This window comes from Bacillus sp. SRB_8 (assembly GCF_003264205.1).
GTDB classification, from domain to species: domain Bacteria; phylum Bacillota; class Bacilli; order Bacillales; family Bacillaceae_G; genus Bacillus_A; species Bacillus_A mycoides.
Map to the genome: position 1 here is coordinate 37,969 of NZ_NADT01000038.1, position 19,821 is coordinate 57,789.

Annotated in this window: 22 protein-coding genes, 4 tRNA genes and 4 riboswitches; of the genes, 2 read left to right on the forward strand and 24 right to left on the reverse strand. The window is 36.9% G+C overall.

What is annotated here, in order from left to right:
- Positions 1-19: 19 nt before the first annotated feature.
- From kdpDN to tenA, 18 genes are all read right to left on the reverse strand, one after another.
- Positions 20-1,174 carry a KdpD-like non-kinase potassium sensor gene (kdpDN, locus tag B5P40_RS25970; RefSeq protein WP_142936372.1) on the reverse strand — a complete coding sequence of 385 codons (1,155 nt, stop codon included), beginning with the start codon at positions 1,172-1,174 and terminating at the stop codon, positions 20-22.
- A 56-nt stretch (positions 1,175-1,230) separates the two neighbouring features.
- Positions 1,231-1,812, reverse strand: coding sequence for a K(+)-transporting ATPase subunit C (gene kdpC / locus B5P40_RS25975; protein ID WP_113710147.1), 582 nt, complete (start codon positions 1,810-1,812; stop codon positions 1,231-1,233).
- 18 nt (positions 1,813-1,830) lie between these two features.
- Positions 1,831-3,921 (reverse strand): potassium-transporting ATPase subunit KdpB, encoded by a 2,091-nt coding sequence (gene kdpB, locus B5P40_RS25980; protein WP_061675210.1) that lies wholly within the window; start codon positions 3,919-3,921, stop codon positions 1,831-1,833.
- Positions 3,922-3,934: 13 nt separating this feature from the next.
- Positions 3,935-5,602 carry a potassium-transporting ATPase subunit KdpA gene (kdpA, locus tag B5P40_RS25985; RefSeq protein ID WP_078176277.1) on the reverse strand — a complete coding sequence of 556 codons (1,668 nt, stop codon included), beginning with the start codon at positions 5,600-5,602 and terminating at the stop codon, positions 3,935-3,937.
- Positions 5,603-5,621: 19 nt separating this feature from the next.
- A complete protein-coding gene (gene kdpF, locus B5P40_RS25990; RefSeq protein ID WP_000972378.1) occupies positions 5,622-5,702 on the reverse strand; it encodes a K(+)-transporting ATPase subunit F in 81 nt (26 codons plus the stop codon).
- Positions 5,699-5,803, reverse strand: a complete 105-nt coding sequence (locus B5P40_RS25995; RefSeq protein ID WP_000887888.1) for a SipW-dependent-type signal peptide-containing protein — start codon at positions 5,801-5,803, stop codon at positions 5,699-5,701. The genes kdpF and B5P40_RS25995 overlap by 4 nt, the downstream gene beginning before the upstream one ends.
- Positions 5,804-5,899: 96 nt before the next feature.
- A riboswitch (cyclic di-AMP (ydaO/yuaA leader) is annotated at positions 5,900-6,045 on the reverse strand.
- A 262-nt stretch (positions 6,046-6,307) separates the two neighbouring features.
- Complete coding sequence (locus B5P40_RS26000) at positions 6,308-6,538, reverse strand: hypothetical protein (RefSeq protein ID WP_016101779.1); 231 nt, start codon at positions 6,536-6,538, stop codon at positions 6,308-6,310.
- Positions 6,539-6,554: 16 nt separating this feature from the next.
- Entirely contained in the window at positions 6,555-6,941 is a 387-nt protein-coding gene (locus B5P40_RS26005) for a hypothetical protein (RefSeq protein WP_002029867.1), read from the reverse strand.
- Positions 6,942-7,034: 93 nt separating this feature from the next.
- Positions 7,035-7,182, reverse strand: a riboswitch (cyclic di-AMP (ydaO/yuaA leader).
- Positions 7,183-7,267: 85 nt separating this feature from the next.
- Positions 7,268-8,080, reverse strand: coding sequence for a bifunctional hydroxymethylpyrimidine kinase/phosphomethylpyrimidine kinase (gene thiD / locus B5P40_RS26010; protein ID WP_113710148.1), 813 nt, complete (start codon positions 8,078-8,080; stop codon positions 7,268-7,270).
- Positions 8,081-8,095: 15 nt separating this feature from the next.
- Entirely contained in the window at positions 8,096-9,115 is a 1,020-nt protein-coding gene (locus B5P40_RS26015) for a thiazole biosynthesis adenylyltransferase ThiF (RefSeq protein WP_113710149.1), read from the reverse strand.
- Positions 9,108-9,878, reverse strand: a complete 771-nt coding sequence (gene thiG / locus B5P40_RS26020; protein ID WP_002186754.1) for a thiazole synthase — start codon at positions 9,876-9,878, stop codon at positions 9,108-9,110. Before thiG ends, B5P40_RS26015 begins: the two co-directional genes overlap by 8 nt.
- A gap of 2 nt (positions 9,879-9,880) precedes the next feature.
- Complete coding sequence (gene thiS / locus B5P40_RS26025) at positions 9,881-10,084, reverse strand: sulfur carrier protein ThiS (RefSeq protein WP_001049509.1); 204 nt, start codon at positions 10,082-10,084, stop codon at positions 9,881-9,883.
- 15 nt (positions 10,085-10,099) lie between these two features.
- The gene (thiO, locus tag B5P40_RS26030; protein WP_002186756.1) at positions 10,100-11,209 is read right to left on the reverse strand and encodes a glycine oxidase ThiO; all 1,110 of its coding nucleotides are present in this window, start codon (positions 11,207-11,209) and stop codon (positions 10,100-10,102) included.
- On the reverse strand, positions 11,202-11,822 hold the full coding sequence (tenI, locus tag B5P40_RS26035) for a thiazole tautomerase TenI (RefSeq protein WP_016101785.1): 621 nt from the start codon (positions 11,820-11,822) through the stop codon (positions 11,202-11,204). The genes thiO and tenI overlap by 8 nt, the downstream gene beginning before the upstream one ends.
- Positions 11,823-11,832: 10 nt before the next feature.
- Positions 11,833-12,834, reverse strand: a complete 1,002-nt coding sequence (locus B5P40_RS26040) for an ABC transporter substrate-binding protein (RefSeq protein ID WP_002125329.1) — start codon at positions 12,832-12,834, stop codon at positions 11,833-11,835.
- Positions 12,831-13,583, reverse strand: coding sequence for an ABC transporter permease (locus tag B5P40_RS26045; RefSeq protein WP_033708231.1), 753 nt, complete (start codon positions 13,581-13,583; stop codon positions 12,831-12,833). The genes B5P40_RS26040 and B5P40_RS26045 overlap by 4 nt, the downstream gene beginning before the upstream one ends.
- Positions 13,583-14,332 (reverse strand): ABC transporter ATP-binding protein, encoded by a 750-nt coding sequence (locus B5P40_RS26050; RefSeq protein ID WP_002125326.1) that lies wholly within the window; start codon positions 14,330-14,332, stop codon positions 13,583-13,585. The genes B5P40_RS26045 and B5P40_RS26050 overlap by 1 nt, the downstream gene beginning before the upstream one ends.
- Positions 14,301-14,996, reverse strand: a complete 696-nt coding sequence (gene tenA, locus B5P40_RS26055; RefSeq protein ID WP_113710150.1) for a thiaminase II — start codon at positions 14,994-14,996, stop codon at positions 14,301-14,303. Before tenA ends, B5P40_RS26050 begins: the two co-directional genes overlap by 32 nt.
- 89 nt (positions 14,997-15,085) lie before the next feature.
- A riboswitch (TPP riboswitch) is annotated at positions 15,086-15,189 on the reverse strand.
- A 60-nt stretch (positions 15,190-15,249) separates the two neighbouring features.
- Positions 15,250-15,362: riboswitch (TPP riboswitch) on the reverse strand.
- Positions 15,363-15,621: 259 nt separating this feature from the next.
- On the opposite strand from tenA, the gene B5P40_RS26060 reads away from it, so the two are divergent.
- On the forward strand, positions 15,622-16,776 hold the full coding sequence (locus B5P40_RS26060) for an SH3 domain-containing protein (RefSeq protein ID WP_002125323.1): 1,155 nt from the start codon (positions 15,622-15,624) through the stop codon (positions 16,774-16,776).
- Between the two features lie 5 nt (positions 16,777-16,781).
- On the forward strand, positions 16,782-17,114 hold the full coding sequence (locus B5P40_RS26065; protein ID WP_113710151.1) for a hypothetical protein: 333 nt from the start codon (positions 16,782-16,784) through the stop codon (positions 17,112-17,114).
- Positions 17,115-17,355: 241 nt separating this feature from the next.
- On the opposite strand, the gene B5P40_RS26070 is transcribed toward B5P40_RS26065, so the two are convergent.
- From B5P40_RS26070 to B5P40_RS26095, 6 genes are all read right to left on the reverse strand, one after another.
- Entirely contained in the window at positions 17,356-18,507 is a 1,152-nt protein-coding gene (locus tag B5P40_RS26070; RefSeq protein WP_113710152.1) for a DUF3965 domain-containing protein, read from the reverse strand.
- A gap of 423 nt (positions 18,508-18,930) precedes the next feature.
- Entirely contained in the window at positions 18,931-19,350 is a 420-nt protein-coding gene (locus B5P40_RS26075; protein ID WP_002125317.1) for a CBS domain-containing protein, read from the reverse strand.
- Between the two features lie 132 nt (positions 19,351-19,482).
- A tRNA-Glu gene (locus tag B5P40_RS26080) sits at positions 19,483-19,554 on the reverse strand.
- A gap of 1 nt (position 19,555) precedes the next feature.
- Positions 19,556-19,630 (reverse strand) — tRNA-Asn (locus tag B5P40_RS26085).
- A gap of 7 nt (positions 19,631-19,637) precedes the next feature.
- Positions 19,638-19,714: transfer RNA gene (locus tag B5P40_RS26090), tRNA-Ile, on the reverse strand.
- Positions 19,715-19,722: 8 nt separating this feature from the next.
- Positions 19,723-19,793: transfer RNA gene (locus B5P40_RS26095), tRNA-Trp, on the reverse strand.
- Positions 19,794-19,821: the final 28 nt, after the last annotated feature.

Below are 19,821 nucleotides of genomic sequence, written 5' to 3' on the forward strand. Positions count from 1 at the left end.
GAGACCTATAGATGGTCTCTTAAGCTCTTTGATCAGCAACGATATGAATATCAATATACTTCGTTTGTCTCATAATTTCATTTACAATAGAACCTTTTCGTATTTCTTCCCACCGTGTTCTCGCCGATTGCCCAAGTAAAACTTGTGTCACCTGTAGTCTTTTTGCAACTTCAATAATAACATCAGCGGGCTTTCTTCCCTTTGCTTCTTCTAATACAAAGCTCGCATCAAATTGATTCGTTAGCGATTTCCATTCTTCAATCGTCTGCTTTTTGCCTGCTGAAATAGAATCTATATTTTCTCTTTCAACGTTTAACACATACAATTCAGCATTTAGCCGATCAGCCATGCGCCAACCTCTCCGTATTAATTTCTCTGCTGTTGAACTGTATTGTACACAAACGAGAATTTTTTCTTTCACACCTATCGGTTCTATTACTGTTTGGCTAATTTTCTCATCCATATCATCTGCAACTTCTCGAAGTGATAACTCTCTTAATGCCCCTAAATTATTTATCGTAAAGAAGTTTTGTAAGCTTTGTTGAATTTTTTCTTCCTTATATATCTTTCCATCTATTAATCTCTTTCGGAGTACCTCAGGTGTTGCATCAACCAGCTGAATTTCATTTGCTTTTTGTAAAATAAAGTCTGGAATACGCTCTCGTACTTTGACATTCGTAATTTGAGCTACAATATCATGAACGCTTTCTAAATGTTGAATATTAAACGCTGATAATACAGATATACCGGCATCTAACAATTCCTGCACATCCATGTAACGTTTCTTATTTTTCGACCCGGGAATATTACTATGCGCAAGTTCATCCACAACAACAATTTGTGGTGCCCGCTTTATAATTCCTTCTACATCAAGTTCATAAAATACTTTCCCTTTATAATCTATTTCTTTTAAAGGAACTTTTTCTAAATCAGCAATTGCTTCTTCCGTCTCTTTTCTACCGTGTGTTTCAATTAAACCAACTACAATATCAATACCGTCTTTTTTCATCTCTCTTGCATCAAATAGCATTTTATAACTTTTCCCAACTCCAGGTGCAGCCCCTACGTATAGCTTTAGCTTTCCGCGATTTTGCTGCCGAATATATTCTAAATACTCTTCTGGCGTTCGCCTTTGAAACGTCGGTTTATAGTCATTCGCATACAAAACACTCACAACCTTTCTTTCGAAACAACGCTACCTCAATCCGTTAGATTGAGGTAGCACTGTTACTATTTCATTAATTTCTGCAATTCTAAATTTAGCTTTAAGGCGTTTACACGATCCTCTCCAAATAAACCGAGTGCAGCTCCTTCTGTTTGATCCTTAATCAATTGATCTAGCTTTTCTTTCGGAATATTCGTTAATTTTGAGATGCGATCTACCTGCACAGAAGCCGCCTTCGGACTAATGTCAGGATCAAGCCCTGAACCTGAATTCGTCACTAAATCTATCGGTACTTCTGTAACTGGAATGGTTGGATTTTGTTCCTTCCACTCTGCAATACTTTTCTCAACTCGTTTTGCTAAATCTGGATTAGACGGTGCATAGTTATTTGAACCAGATGCTTCTGCTTTATATTCTATACTAGAGACACGTCCATGAAAATAACGTGGATCTGTGAAATTTTGACCGATTAATTTTGAACCAACTACTTCATCTTTATCATTATATATAAGACTTCCATCCGCATTATCCTTCATTACCGCTTGCGCAATACCAGTTACAATAAGCGGGTATACGAGGCCGCACAAAACTAGAAATGTAAAAGTAATACGAATAATTGGTGAAAGTATACTTTGTTTTTTCGCCATCTTTTTTTCCCCTCTTCCTTATATGAACAAGCCGACAATCATATCAATTACTTTAATTCCAATGAATGGAACGATAACTCCACCAAGCCCATAAATGAGTAAGTTTCGGCTAAGTAGTGCATTCGAACTCATCGGTTTATATGCGATACCTTTCATCGCTAGAGGAATAAGTAACGGAATAATAACCGCATTAAATATTAATGCTGATAAGATTGCTGAAAGCGGTGATGTTAATTTCATAATGTTTAATGCTTCCATTTGCGGAATTGCTAATGTAAACATCGCTGGAATGATTGCAAAGTATTTTGCTATATCGTTTGCAATACTAAACGTTGTTAACGCACCTCGTGTCATTAACAATTGCTTACCAATTCCTACAACCTCAATGATTTTTGTTGGATTCGAATCTAAATCGATCATATTTGCTGCTTCTTTCGCAGCTGTCGTACCACTATTCATCGCTAACCCAACGTCAGCTTGCGCTAATGCCGGGGCATCATTTGTACCATCACCTGTCATCGCTACAAGTTTCCCTTTATCTTGCTCTGCTTTAATAACCGCAATTTTATCTTCTGGTTTACACTCAGCAACGAATTCATCTACTCCTGCTTCCTTTGCAATTGTTGCTGCTGTTAACGGATTATCACCTGTACACATAACCGTTTTAATCCCCATTTGGCGCAATTGTTCAAAACGTTCACGCATACCAGGTTTTACTGTATCCTTTAAATAAATTAAACCGTAAATACGATTGTCTACTGCAACTACAAGTGGTGTTCCGCCTTCTTTTGAAATTAAATCTGCTTTTTGATTCACATCTTTTGGAATCATCCCGCCTTGCGATTGAACCCATTCAATCACGGCACCAACAGCACCTTTTCTCACTTTCGTTCCATCCTGTAAATCAACACCACTCATTCTCGTTTCTGCTTTAAACGGAACAAATTCACCTTGTTCTGCAAGTTCTCTATTATATGATATAGATTTCGTTTGTACATATTCTATAACTGATCGACCTTCTGGTGTTTCGTCTAAAACTGAGCTAATCGCCGCCCATTTTCCTACTTGCTCAATCGTTTCATTTCCTACTGGTAGCAGTGTATGTGCCATCCGGTTCCCGAAAGTAATCGTACCTGTTTTATCTAAAATAATCGTATTAATATCGCCCGCAGCTTCTACTGCTTTCCCTGACATCGCTAATACATTAAACTTTGTTACGCGGTCCATCCCAGCAATACCAATCGCTGATAATAACCCACCAATTGTCGTTGGAATTAAACAAACTAACAATGCTACAAGTACAGCTGTATCAATTTGAAACCCTAAATAGTTTGTAAAAATCGGCAACGTCACAACGACGATTAAGAAAATTAGAGTTAAACTCGTTAATACTGTATTTAAGGCAATTTCATTCGGCGTTTTTTGACGCGCAGCTCCTTCTACTAAAGAAATCATTTTATCAATAAATGATTCGCCAGGGTTACTCGTAATTACAATCGTAATCTCATCACTTACGACCATCGTACCGCCTGTTACTGAACAAAAATCGCCACCCGCCTCTTTTATTACAGGAGCTGATTCCCCTGTAATTGCAGATTCATCGACAGACGCTAAACCTTTAATTACTTCACCATCATTTGGAATCATTTCTCCTTGTTTTACAATAACAACGTCACCTTTTCTCAGATCAGTTGCTGAAACTTGAACAATATCTCCATTTTCTTTTACAACATTTGCAAACACATCTTTCTTCGATTGTTTTAAAGAATCGGCTTGCGCTTTTCCACGCCCTTCAGCTAAAGCTTCTGCAAAGTTAGCAAATAAAACTGTAAATAATAGAATGAGAGAAACTGTTATATTAAACCACCCTGGTACACTACTAGAACTACTTGGAAGAAAGGATAAAATTAACGTAATGATAAATCCAATTTCCACAACGAACATAATCGGATTCTTTATCATTACTTTCGGATTCAATTTCGCAAAGGATTGTTTCATCGCATGTGTCACGATATCACGATCCATCGTTTTTGCTTGTCTAACCTCATCTTCTACAGCATGTATTTGTGATTCATTTACTCTTTTTTCTTTTACTACTACCGGTCTCATCATTTACCCTCCATTACTTCAATGTAAGAAATTCTGCAATTGGGCCAAGTACTAACATCGGGAAGAATGTTAACGCACCAACAATTACAATTGTTCCGATAAAGATCCCTCCAAATAAACCATTATCCGTACGGAATGTCCCGACTGTTTCTGGTACTACCGTCTTCTCTTTCAGTGAAGCTGCAACAGCTAGCATCGTAATTAAACTGAAATAGCGTCCTAAAAACATAACTAAACCAGTCGTAATATTCCAAAACGGTGCATTGTCTGCTAAACCTTCAAATCCAGATCCGTTATTCGCAGCTGACGATGTGTACTCATATACAACTTGCGTTAAACCGTGGAAACCTGAATGAGAAATTGCATCCGTTCCTAAGCTTGTTGAAAGAGCTAATGCTGAAAACCCTAAAATAAGCAATGGATGAAATAAAATCGTTACCGCAATCAATTTCATTTCCTTACCTTCAATTTTCTTACCTAAAAACTCCGGTGTCCGTCCAACCATTAAACCAGATATAAAGACTGCAATAATTGCATACATAATAATGTTCACAAAACCTGCTCCAACACCGCCGTATACTGTATTTAACATCATATTTACGAGTGGAACTAGACCACCAATTGGTGTTAACGTATCATGCATCGTATTAACGGCCCCTGTTTCCGCAGCTGTCGTTACTGTCGCATAAAGGGAAGAAAATACTGTTCCAAATCGGACTTCTTTTCCTTCTGTACTTCCTTGTACATGTTCGATACCCATTCCATTTAACGCTGGATTCCCATGTAATTCAGATGTAGTAATTGTTATAAATCCTAGTAAAAATACCATGAATAGTGAAACGAAAAGGATACGACCTTGTTTTTTATTTCCTACCATTCGTCCGTACGTAAATGGAAGTGCTGTTGGCAATAACATCATAAGCATCATTTGCAAAATATTACTCATTTGCCCTGGATTTTCGAAAGGATGTGTAGAGTTTGCTCCGAAAAATCCACCGCCGTTATTTCCGAGTTCCTTAATGGACACGAATGATGCAACTGGACCACGTAAAATACTTTGTTTTGCCCCATCAATTGTCTGTGCTGTAACCGCCCCATCTAACGTTTGTGGTACACCAAGTGCGACAAAGATTAGCGCTGCAACAAACGCAATAGGAAGAAATACTCTCGTTAAAGCTCTCGTAAAATCAACGAAAAAGTTACCAAGTTCTTTTCCAGCGAGCCCTCTTATAAATGCCATAACGAGCGCTAACGTCGTTGCTGGTGCTGCAAACATTAAAAATGTAATCCCGATTAATTGTGATAAATAAGACAAACCATTTTCACCGCTATAATGCTGTAAATTTGTATCAGCCATAAAACTAATTGCTGTATTAAAAGCAAGCGTAGGCTCCATTCCCTCGATATGCGCTGGATTTAGCGGCAGCACACCTTGTAATCTGAAAATGAAATATACAACAACAATCATAAATCCGTTGAGTAAAACGAGTGATAATGCGTACTGTTTCCACGTTTGATTGTATTCTTTTACACCCGTAATTTTAAAAATAAGTTTTTCAAAAGGCCCGAATACTTTATCTAGCGTTTTGCTACCTTGAAAAGCTTTTTCTAAATAAATCCCCGTTGGCTTTGCTACTAGAATAAACAAGAGCATTGTAATAACGACTGCAACCCAAATCATAATGAATGATTCCCCCTAATTAAAACTTCTCTGGATTTAATAATGCGTACACTAAGTACACCGTAATCGCTGCAACAATAACCGATAAGGCAATCATCATGATTGCTTCCCTTCTTTCACAACTTTATCTGACCAACTTGCAAGACTTGCCATCGATGCGACTAACCCAACAAAAATACCGATCATTACAACATCTAACATAACTACCCCTCACTTTTTTGTTAAATTTTACCATCTAGTTATCAAAAAAAGAACACTAAGCTCTACTTAGTGTTCGAAACGAACAACACAAAGTAAACCTCCTCTCTAAACGCTTACGAGGTTAGCTGTCGGATTCGGGCCTAAAGAGTAGCCCTACTTTCAAAATTGAAAGATTCACCCCAAGTGACAATGCACAAAATTGGTTCCCCCGCTCCATTTCTGGAACTCAGCGATTTTAGGTTTTTTTTGGAAATTTTATGAATGATTTATGAGAGTAAATATACTCCTCTAAATTTAACTTGTAAAGGGGTAAATTACTGAAAATAAGAAAATATCCATCTATTTAAGCGTTTACATTAGTTGTTATTAATATTTTTTCATCTGTTTTCTCGTCTTTCCTTTCTTTTTCACAGAAATGATCTTTTAAATACGAAATAAAAAGAGCGAATTACATGAAGTGCATAGCTTGTTGCACTCAGCATTCGCTCTTTTTTCATTCAACCTTTATTCTCCACGCAAAAAAGCACGCAAATTTCTCCCTCGAATATAAACTTGTGATAATTCCGCATGTAACTGCTCATATTCGGTAATATCCGCCTCTAAATACAAAACATCTTTTGATGGTAATATAATATATGGACCTGGAAAAAGAGGATCGAGCACTACCAATTCGTGAACTCTCTCTACCGATATCGCCCAACGATTCGCTATATCTCCTAGTAACAACACTTTCATCTTCATTTCCCCCACCTTATTCAAAAAATAAAAAAGAAATATTATCACAGTTCGTAAACACTACAAATTTAGCTCCAATTGTTTCATAGAGCCTGGCCGGATAGCGTTTATTCTTTGTAACAACAGTAATAGGCGCTTGAAAAGAAAAACGAATGTGTTCTGTGAAGAAACTAACTATCGGAAGCTCATCCCCTAGTAAAATCACCTTCTTAATACGTGTGCAAATACTAGTAAAATCCTTCTCCTTATTACAGCTATAAGCTGATTCAAACCCATACTCTCTAACTTCATCCGCTATCTCTTCATTGGCTGTAAAAATAATTAACTCATGCTGAAATGCTACTAGCTCTCTTAAACTCTTTACCTTGTTTTTTTCTCCAACACAAATAAGTGTTAGTTCCATGTACCTCATCCTCCTTAGCATAAAAGAACTCAAACATAGATTGATATTCTCCTATACTAATCAGACCGATGAAGTGATGTATCCATCATGGCACCGTCCTCTCTCAAGACGCTTACGAAGTTAGCTGTCGGATTCGGACTTTGAGAGTAGCCCTACTTTCAACATTGAAAGATTCACCCCTAGTGAAGACGCACAAATTGGTTCCTCCGCTCCATACATTTGGACTCAGCGTATTACAAAAAATGTATTCCGGCTGATATATTACTCCTGTATTTGGAAAAAGTAAACACAAAAAAAGCCAGTTAACAAACTGGCTTCTCGTATCTTTATACATGCGTCTTATTCAATTTATATGCAAAATGATTCGTCGGCCCATGACCACTTCCAATATTCAATGGCTCTTCAATTGCTATACTAATAAATCGTTTTGCTTCTTGAACCGCCTCTTTCATCAAGTAGCCTTTCGCAAGTCCTGCTGTAACCGCTGAAGCAAATGTACACCCACTTCCGTGCGTTTGCTTCGAAGGAATTCGTTCACTTCTAAATTCAATAAACTGCTCACCATCAAAGAGTAAATCAATTACTTCATTACCTTGATATTCTGCATGTCCGCCCTTCATAAGCACATATTTAGCCCCTAATTCATGCAATACTTTTGCAGCTTCCTTACTATCTTCTACATTATGAATCTCCATTCCAGTTAACACTTCTGCTTCAGGAACATTCGGTGTGACAACAGTTGCTACTGGCAATAAATATTCTTTCAATGCTTGTACTGCTTCTTGTTGTAATAATGACGCACCGCCTTTAGCAATCATAACAGGATCTAGCACAATATTATTCCAGCCAAATTTCTTAATATGCTCTGCCACAATTTGAATAATTTCACTACTAAATAACATTCCCAGTTTCACAGCATCTGGCGTTAAATCCGTACCAATTGAATTCAGCTGCTCCGTAATCCCTTCTAAAGAAACAGGATATACCCCTTGAACGCCAAGCGTATTTTGAGCAGTAATTGCTGTAATAGCCGTCATTCCGTACACACCAAGCTCTTGGAAAGTTTTTAAATCTGCTTGAATTCCAGCGCCGCCTCCGCTATCAGATCCTGCAATCGTTAAAGCTTTATTTACTTTCATCTCACTCATCCTTTTCTATCCAAAATAGCGATGATAAATTGTTTTCGCTTCACTTATATCTTTCGTTCCATGCACAAGTACACGACCATCTTTGAAGGCAACTAATCTCTTTTCTCCAACAGAAAAGGATAATAAATATGGATTTACATTCAAATCAGTCACACGATCATTCAGCAATCTTTTATATTGTTCAAAATCCATTTTCTCTTTATGAGGTGGTCTAATTTGAACTGTATTTCTCCCGCATAACACCGCTGTCTTTGAAGTATTTTCCTTATTTAAATACGGATATAATGCTTGCTCACCACACGATAGACAATTATGTTTACGAAGCTTTTGCACATTCATACATGAATACTCATTTTTCCATACATCAAATGACACAAGCCCATCTCGAAGCGAGTCATAATCTTCTACTAACAGTTTAAGCGTTTCCGTTACTTGATGAGAAACGACGAGAGATACAGCAGGTGATATAATCCCCGCTGTGTCACATGTCGCTCCGCCAAGTGGAATCGATTGTAATAAACAAGATAAACATGGCGTTTTTCCTGGAAGAATAGTATAAGAAAGACCGTAACTCCCTACACATGCCCCATAAACCCATGGAATAGAATATTTTTGCGATATATCATTCACAATGAAACGTGTTTCAAAATTGTCAGTCGCATCGATGATTACATCAACATTTGTAACGAGTTCTTCCAACTCTTCAGCCGTTACATCCTGAACGAGAGCTTCTACTCTTACTTCACTATTAACCTCTTCTAGACGTTTTTTTGCCGCTACAGCCTTCGGAAGATTATTCTCTACATCACTCTCTGCATACAATTGTTGTCTTTGCAAATTACTCCAATCGACATAATCACGGTCAACAATTGTTACTTGACCAACGCCTGCTCTTACAAACATCTCTGCATTTGCACTACCTAATGCACCTGCACCGATAATAAGTACATGCTTTTCTCCTAGCTTTTGTTGCCCTTCTTCCCCAATTGGAGAAAATAGTTCTTGGCGAGAATATCGATTATTCAACTACGCTCATTCCTTCTAAAGGACTACTTGCTGTCGCGCAGCGCTTACGTGCAATACGACCTGCTTCAAACCCTAATCGTCCTGCCTCAATACCTAATTTCATTGCGTATGCCATTTTAATAGGATCGTTCGCTCCAGATACTGCAGTATTTAATAACACACCATCTGCTCCTAATTCCATTGCAAATGCTGCATCAGCTGGACTACCAATACCAGCGTCAACGATAACTGGTACTGTCGCTTGTTCAATAATGAAACTTAAATTTAATGGATTTACAATACCAAGCCCTGAACCAATCGGTGATGCTCCTGGCATAATCGCGTGTACACCAAGTTCTTGTAATTTACGAGCTAATACAACATCATCAGATGTGTATGGTAGAACGATAAATCCTTCTTCTAGTAACATTTCAGATGCCTTTAACGTTTCTACTGGATCAGGTAATAACGTTCTATCATCACCAATAACTTCTACTTTTATCATGTCACAAAGTCCAGAAGCTTTTGCTAATTTTGCAATACGAACAGCTTCTTCAGCATTTTTTGCTCCTGCTGTATTCGGTAATAACGTATATTTTTTCACATCAAGTTTCTCTAATAAATTAGGCTGCTTCGCATCGAATATATCCATACGACGTACTGCGAATGTTAAAATCTCAGCCTCAGAAACATCAATTGCCTTTTGCTGCACATCAAAATCAGGGAATTTCCCTGTTCCTAATAAAAGTCTAGAATGAAATGAAAATTGTCCAATGTTTAACATAATCAACCGCCTCCTACGAAAGTTACAATCTCAATTTGGTCCCCATCAAAAACAGATGTATCGTTATGATCATCTTTTTGTAAAATATCTTTATTACGTTCTACTACAACAATTCTGTTATCTAACTCTAAATGTGTAAGTAGCCCAGCTACTGTTTTCACACTCTCTGGTACTTCAATTTGGTTACCATTAATTTTTAAATTCAAACTTCCATCCCCTTTCTAAACCGTTTTAGAAAGCAATGAATCTAGCAAGTGATTCTCCTGCTTTCCTTCTATTAAATCAGCCATATACTGACCAGAAACAGGACTTAATAAAATGCCGTTTCGATAATGTCCAGTACAAGCATATAAACCTTTTATTTCTTCATGCTCTCCCATATAAGGAGCTTCATGATTAGACTGCGGTCTTAACCCAGCCCACGTACTTTCCCATTCTGCTTCTTTTAAAGCAGGCAATATTGTATACGCACGCTCTAATATGGAAGTAATACTTTCTGGTTGTACAGATTTATTAAATGTATGAGGCTTCATCGTTGCCCCAATCACATAACGGCCACCGCGCTTCGGCGTAATATAAAACCTCTCCTGGAAAATAGGAGCTTTCAACAGAGGTTTCCTGCTTCTTACTGCAACAACCTCCCCCTTAACAGGATATGTACCCCAATCACTCTGAAAATAATGTAGCAATTTCGTACTCCATGATCCTCCGGCGATAACGACTTTTTCACATGTGATTACACCTTCGCTTGTCACAATTCCAGTCACTTTATTATTTTCAATACGAATATCAAACACTTCTGTTTGTTCATATATATCAGCTCCGGAAATTGCTGCAGAATGTGCGAATGCTTTCGTAAGCTCTGGTGCAATAACTTGACCATCTTTCGGATAATACACCGCCCCTATAATTGACTCGGAAAGAAACGGCTCTTTTTCCCGTAAATGGTCCCCCGTTAGAAATCGGGAATCTTCACCTGTTTTCTGCTGCCAATCCATAATATGAAGAATTCTTTTCTTCTCATCTTCATTTTGAGCGATGCGATAAATGCCCTTTTCTTCATACCCAATATCGATGCCTGTTTTTTCACGTAAAACTGCTGCAAGTTGTGGAAATATAGCACGGCTTTCTCTAGCAAGCTCAAACAACGGATCATATGCATCCCATTCTGCCTGAACACCGAGCAAACCAGCAGCTGCTTTCGAAGCTTCAGATGCGATTCTTTGCTTCTCTACAATCGCTACTTTATGCCCTCTTTCTGCTAGAAAGTGTGCAACTGAACTACCAATTACACCTCCGCCAATAATCGCTACATCATACTTCTTACACATGTTTTTCCGCCCACTTTCTTATTGATTCCTTATAAGATTTCGCCTTGCTATACGGATTACTACTGCTTATAATCCCGGACATAACAGCAATGCCACTTACACCATTTGCAAGAACATCACCTGTATTTTCAGGGGTAATCCCACCAATTGCAGTTATTGGTATGGATAAACAACTTGCCATATGAGCAATTTCTTCTAATCCTCTCGCTGGCACACCTTTTTTACAATCTGTCGGAAATACATGACCATAAACGAGTGAATCTGCTCCATTTTTAAATGCTACTATCGCTTCATCTAGCGAATGTACTGAATAACCGACATGCAAATAAGAAAACTTTTCTTTTACTAACCTTACATCTGCGCTTCGATATCCTAGCTGAACACGCGGAATATTTAATAGAATAGCAATATCAATTCGATCATTTATCACTATCTTCGATGCTGGAAAGCCTTTCCCCAAAAGACTTTCCACACCTTCATACAATTCCTTCGTACTTTTCTCACGCTCACGAATATGCAAATAATCGATCTCACTCTCAATTTGCATCGCTACATTCACTAACTCTTCGAATGGCATATGGCCATTTGAGATTACATGGAGCTCATTTTTCATATTCATTCGCCTACTTTAAAATGTTTTCAAATAATTCATCGGCTGGAACGATTTCTTTCGTCATTCCTTTGTCTTTCAACCATTTGTTTTGTTTCTCCCATGACTCTTTTGAATCCGATAAGAATGGCTCATCTTTCGTTTCCATCTTCTCTAATAAAATTTTCATACTTTCTTTTTCAACTTCTGGTACAAGCGGGAAGTTTTCTTTTTCTTGATGATTTAATAAAATATTTAATGCTTCATCGGGTTTTTTCTTCATAAAGTCATACCCTTTTTGTGCCCCACGTAAAAAGGCTTGCAATGCTTCTTTATCTTTTTTCAACGTTTTATCACCCGTTACAAACACAAGCTCATGATAGTTCGGTACACCATAATCTGCTGGATTAAAGTATGCTGGTTCATGACCTTCATGACGCATAACAGGTACTTCATGGTTAATGTATGCCCCTGTTACCGCATCCACTTTTTTCGTAATTAATGCTGGTACTAAATCAAAGCCAACATCGACTACTTTCACTGTATCTGGATTACCACCAGCTTCTTTTACCATCGTTTTTAAATACATCTCACTTAAAGGTGTTCCAGAATATCCAACTGTTTTCCCCTCTAAATCTTTTGGCGATTGAATGCCTGCTGATTTCAGTGATACAACATGATTTAACGGTGAACGTACGACAGCTCCAATTGATTTCACTGGAATTTGTTCATTTGCTTTTGCCATGACAACATCTGGTTGATAATACAAACCAACTGTCACTTTCCCTGCTGCCGCTAGCGTTAATGGATCAGTCGGATTAGAAGGGAATTTAATATTCACCTTGACTCCTTCTTCTTTAAAGTATCCTTTTTCAATTGCCGTATAAATAAAGCTATGTACCGCATTCGGGTACCAATCAAGCATTACTGTTATTTCTTTTTCTGATTTATTCTTATCTGATGCCGAGTTACTCGAACATCCTGCAATCATTGCAACTAATAATGTAAACACAAAGATGCGTTTTAATAATTTCATGAATGTTTCCTCCAACTAATAAATTTCTTTTCCAATATGGAAATAAGTATGACGAAAAAAATAGCTAATAATGATAACAATACAATTGGTGCAAATACACCAGCTCCGTCTAACTGCGTCATCATTCTTTTACTGAAATATCCAAGCCCAGCTTGTGCACCGAGCCATTCACCAATCGCTGCCCCAATAACGCTAAGTGGTACCGCAATTTTTAACGCTGAAAAAAAGTAAGGAAGAGCAGATGGCAACTTTAACTTTAGAAAAACATCTTTTTTCGTTGCACCATATGTAACTAATAGCTCCTCCCATTCTTTTTTCGTACTGCGCAGTCCATCATACGTATTGACCGCAATTGGGAAAAACGTAATTAAAACGGTAACAACAACCTTACTCCAGATGGTATATCCAAACCATAAAACGAAGAGCGGCGCAAGCGCAGTAATCGGGATGGTTTGTGAAGCAACTAATAACGGATAAAATGCTCTTTCCATCCACGTACTCGCATTCATTAACATTGCTAGCCCTACGCCCAGTACGATAGAAATAACAACGCCTATTAAAACGACGTACAACGTTGCAGGTAAATGAACCGTAAATAATATATCTTTCAGCGCCCATATCTTCATTACAATTGCAGAAGGTGATGGCAAAATGTACATCTCATCTACAATTCTTGCTCCTACTTCCCACAGAGCAAGTAAAATTCCACTTAATATTAGGGCAGGTAATAACTCCTTCAAGCGATTCATCATACGAGTACCTGCCTTTGTAACATACTAAGGAGCTCTTCTTTAAGCGCTAACACTTCAGGCTTATATAAATCTTTTCTTGTTCGGTTACGATCAAGCGGCACAATTCGCTCAGTTAAAGTTGCTATCGGTTGATTTTCTACAACCAAAATTCGATTAGAAAGAAACAATGCTTCTTCAACATCATGAGTGATAAATAAAATTGTTTTTTCCCACTCTTTCCATTGTTCAAACAACCATTCTTGCAAAGATGCCTTCGTTAAAGCGTCCAATGCGCTAAACGGTTCATCTAACAATAATATCTCCCCGCCTGTTAATAAAGTTCGGATAAAAGATACGCGTTGCCTCATACCACCAGATAAATCTTTCGGATATTTTTTCTCGTACCCTTGTAAACCAAATTTATGTAACAGTTCTTTCGCTTTTACTTGCGCTTCTTTCTTCTGCACACCTTGGCACTCTAGCGGCAGGGCAGCATTCTCAATAATCGTCCTCCACGGCAAGAGCATATCTTTTTGGGGCATATACCCTACAGGATGACTCTTTGTTTTTGTCAGCTCTATCTGTCCAGTACTTGCCTCTTCTAAGCCTGTAATAAGGCGAAATAAAGTACTTTTCCCGCATCCACTCGGCCCGATAATACTTACAAACTCTTTATCTTGTATAGAAGCATTTAATTCATTGATGATTGGTTTCTCATCATAATGAAAGGAAACATTATGAAACTGTAGTATGTTCTTGCTCCTCAAAACCCCACATCTCCTTACGATAAGCCATATCCCAGAATAAATATTCAAATCGGCTGGAATATAAGAAAATCTCCTCTAATCGGTCTAGCTCTTTCTTTGACTTTCCAACTGCCATTTCATTTAATAAATCTATTAACCAAATACAAAGGTTACCGTATTCTTCAGAACTATATCCTTGAATCCACTCTCCAAAGAACTCATGATCGCTTGCTCCAGGAATATCATTTAAACGCTTTCCGATCTCCCAATAGCTCCACATACATGGAAGTAAAGCTGATATTAATTCTGCAAGTGTGCCATTTTGAGATACAGACATCATGTAATTTGTATAGGCTAAATTTTTAGCAGATGGTTTCGCAGATTCTATCTCCTCTACAGTAATGCCAAGTTTGTTTGCATACTGTTTATGGATCGTCATTTCTCCATTTAAAATCCCATCAATTTGCTCTGCAAATTTTGCCATAACTTGTGGATTCGTTGCCTTTACAACCCCAATTGCATATAGCTTTGCATAATCTAACAAATATAAATAATCTTGAATAATATAGTACTGGAATTTGTCTTTTTCCAACGTACCATCCCCCATACCTACTACAAACGGATGATTATGACTTTTCTCCCAAACAGGCTGCACCGTATCAAATAATCTTTCACAAAATTTCATTAATAATTCCCCTTCCTATATATCTATTTATCTCAATAAAAAAACCACTTCTGTATATAAGAAGTGGTTACAGCAAATAAAATTATAATTTATTCGTTGTTCCACTTCCCTTCGCTAGTATTATCTAGATCAGGTGTTGTAAGGGTTAAGGATTATTCCTCTCTCAGCACGAAAAGCACCCCTAGTGGTGTTAATATGAAATTTTCAAATAAAAAAGCCCCGTTTCTATACGCAAAGAAACGGGGACTCATTGTTAATGTCCGAATTGCTTCCCTACGCTAGCATAATCTAGATCAGGTAATAAAAAGGATCAAAGGCTTATGGCCCTACTCTCAGCTGGCAACACCAGCCCTCCTAGCAAACTATAAAATTATCACTGTCAGTATAACACCGCCATAAGACATCATCAACTGTTTTAATTTTCTTAATTGTGGATCAAATCTTAACGTGTTAAACAAATATAAATGCGACCTCACAAATGATATATACAATATTTATATACGAATCTCTCTTCTGACATTATTTTTATTGATTTCATATTACATTTATGTGAATACGACCAATATATTATATCTTTATACTATAATAAAATTACAACTATACAACTAGAGGAGGTCTTTATTACATGAATATGAAAGCTACAGCTTTAACAGCAACTACTATCGCAATTGCTTCTTTACTTCCTTCTATGGGAGAATCCGATATACAAACAGCGGCTGCTAAGCAACCATCTACAGTAAAAACTGGATATGTAAAAATTGACAACGTTGCACTACATCAAAATAGCCATACAGACAGTGCAATAGTTGATACCATTCGATTTAATAGCCCGGTTACTATTCTTGAAACAGTTCAAGATTGGTATAAAGTATCTGTTAACAACAAAACAGGCTATATGAAAAAAGATGCAATTCTATTCAAAAAAAATGTTCAACCAAAGTCTCAATATATCGTAAATGCAAACGCATTAAACGTTCGTTCTGAACCTAATACAGAGTCTTCTATTCTAGATATATTACCAAATGGTCAATTCATTACCATTCAAGGTGAACAAGGAGATTGGTACAAAATATTACATAACGGTCAAATTGGTTACGTACAAAAAACATTTGTATCTAATGGATCCACACCTCTAGTAAAAGGTGTAACAGTACAAGGTTCTCCTTCTTATACTGTTGCAACACCAAAATTAAATGTGCGTAGCAATGCTAGCACAAGTGGCACTCTACTTGGCTCATTACAAAATGGTACACAAGTACAAGTAGTAGAAACGGTAGGTACTTGGTATAAAATTCGTTTTGGCACAGGATACGGATATGTAGCAAAACACTATGTAGTGCAAAATCAACCACAAGCTAAAACAGCTCAACCTGCATCAATTCCAGCAGTTTTCAAATTCCCTACTCAAGGGAAAATCAGCTCCACTTTTGATATGCGCTGGGAGCAAATGCATTATGGTATAGATATAGCAGCACAAGGAAATGTCTCTATTCAAGCTGCTGCTGCAGGTAAGGTTGTGAAATCTTATTATTCGGCTAGCTACGGCAATGTCGTGTTCATCGCCCATCAAATAAATGGGAAATTATATACAACAGTTTATGCTCATATGAAGGATCGCACTGTACAAGCTGGTGATCAAGTACAAACTGGACAATTAGTAGGTCATATGGGAAACACAGGTCATTCATACGGGCAACATCTCCATTTTGAATTACATAATGGGGAATGGAATTTTGAAAAAACAAATGCAGTAAACCCACTGCCATATTTAGTTAGGTAAATTATATGCCACGCAATATACCTCTCTTTATTGAATACCTGGCCTTTTTAGGTTTAATCTGTTGTTTAATCATTTATAATACGAACACTGTATTTTTATCTATTATTATTGCTTTTGTTGCTTTAGAAATCATTATGGAAGCATTACAAATGCGGCTAAAACAAAAAATTGCCCATATTTATAATGTGATTTTTCTTTTAAGTGCTCTTATAACAAATATAATTAGTAATGGTTTTTATTTATCTACCGTACTTCCTGTATTCTTTATAGGTATTTTATTATTCATAGCTAGATACGTTCATATTCCTAATAACCAAAAACATGAACAAGAAGCTTAGAAAGAGGAGACACTGTGTACCAATCTTTCAAAGATAATCCAATGAAATATATATTGAATTTATATGAAAAAACGAATACTTTTTTTGGTATACAAGGAAGTTATACTGCACAATTTCTCCTTTATGGAATGTTATTTCTTATCTTAGTTACTTTCTCCTTGCTTTACTAACAAAAAAAGGATCTCACATAAACTTGAGATCCTTTTTAATTTATATTAATTTTTAATATGTAAAATATGGTTTATCCACAAGCATATTTTTCATAAATGAAACTAAGATTATATTTTTTCTCTAAGCTCATTCTTTGTTCATCGTCGCACCAATAGAAAAGAATATCATGAATCGTTGCATAACGCTTATTTTTAAGAAATAGTTTAAAGAATGATGGTAAACAATCATGTAATTGTATAAATATATAATTGCGTAGTATTTCTTCTTTGTATTCAATTCCCTTACAAATATACAGTAATTCTTCACAGTAATATGCATGCTGTGGAACTTGGATCATTTCGAAAAATGGTACATATGATAGTAGCTTTCCAATAAAATGACCATACCAATCCATTACCCCTATCGTCATATGCTCCATCATTTCTTTCATCACATATAAATAATCATCTACATGAGTTGTCTTTAAAGGGTCTAATCGATCGGAAATTTGTGAAAGTACAGCTCTTTGACAAGCTAAAACCGCTTGACTAGGTCCATAATATGATAGGAAGTCTGTACACTTACGATACTTTCGTAATAAGTCATGTGTATATAAATCATACACAAAAGTATTACAATACATTGCCAGACTCATCATATCACTATTTAATTGCTCTTTTGACAGTAGCTTAGCTCGCTTACACATATAAAAGAATGTAAATTCCAATACTTCTTTATGAGATAATAGATGTTTGCAATCTGTTATACATTTCTCATTAAATTTAACTCGATCCCAAATTTCTACATCCTCAGCTGTTAATTCACCAATACGATATTTAATAATTAAATAGTTTAAAGCAACTGCCTTCGTCAAAAGATCCCATGTTTCATACTCCAATGAAGTTCGGACAAATTCATCTAGCCCTTGGATTATCATAAAAGCATTTGCCTCTTCATACCAACCAATCTCTTGACATAAACGAAGAATACGTACTAGAGTTGGAATTTCATCTTTATGAAACTGCGGTAAATTCTTTACTTTATTCATGCCATATACGATAAATGGCGCTAAATTTTCTTCTTTATAAAATTCTTTTTCTTTCCATACTAATATAGTTCGCTCTTTCCCTTCACCTTTTGGATGACAAGGTACAAGCAAAGAAAATAACTCAGCGAAATCATTTGGTTCTATATATGTATCTGTAACCAAATTCCAATTTGGATCGCCCTGTACAGCCCTCATATAATTCCCCTTCCCTTTTTATCCCGCTATTTGCGGGCAGTAAGACTCCCACCTCAAAATTCTGCGAATGCGAGGAAGTTAGGTAGGAGATAAAACTGCCCATAAAAGCCCGATTGGTTCAACTAATAATTATTTTGGGATGGACACCCCCCAATAATTAAAGTTTCACTTTATCTATGTAGGAAATATTAATTCATTATTACATCATTAACAATGAATATTGTTATATTCAAATTCTATCATAATACTTATATCTCTCAGTATATCATTTTTTCTCTTATTAAAAATCAGGAATGACAAATTTAAAAAAACTGTCAAAAATATTGACGCTATACTTATTATATAATGTCTCAGATACATCACGCTAACATATTAGTTTAATCCGTATATACTAGAATAATGTATCTGATCTTTATAAATAGTTTATTCCGTATGCTCTGAGATTTCACTTAAAGCAAACCCTGCTTGATCATCTGCTGATTTTCTTATAGCTAAATCACCTAGTGCTAGCATCCCAACAAGTTGACCGCTCTCAACAACCGGTAACCGTCTAATTTGATATTGTGCCATTAATTCTGTAGCTTTTTCAATAGAATCATCTGGAGAAACTGAAACAATGTTTGTTGTCATTACATTTGTAATTTGATTAGATCCAGGATGTTTTTCAGCAATCCCACGAACAACTAAGTCTCGATCAGTAACAAGCCCAACAACTTGTTTATTTTCAATAACAGGAATCAATCCAACCGATTCTTCCTTCATTTTTACAGCTGCCTCATATACATTGTCTAATGGTGTACAATGTACGATATGAGTACTCATAAGTTCTCTAACTTGCGTCATTTTTCATCTCCTCCTTTTAATACATACCATAGCTTTTCCTAAATCCCTTTATTTATTTCAGAAAAATAAGGTGATAAAAAGAGGCTTATACATAATAAAAAAAGAGTCAGCAATATGCTGACTCTTTTTTTATGACCCGTACGGGATTCGAACCCGTGTTACCGCCGTGAAAGGGCGGTGTCTTAACCACTTGACCAACGGGCCATGGCTCCGCAGGTAGGACTCGAACCTACGACCGATCGGTTAACAGCCGATAGCTCTACCACTGAGCTACTGCGGAATATATATGGTGGGCCTAAATGGACTCGAACCATCGACCTCACGCTTATCAGGCGTGCGCTCTAACCAGCTGAGCTATAGGCCCATACTTTACAGGGGCAGTAGGAATTGAACCCACACTGGAGGTTTTGGAGACCTCAGTTCTACCTTTAAACTATGCCCCTAAATGATGCCGGCTAGAGGACTTGAACC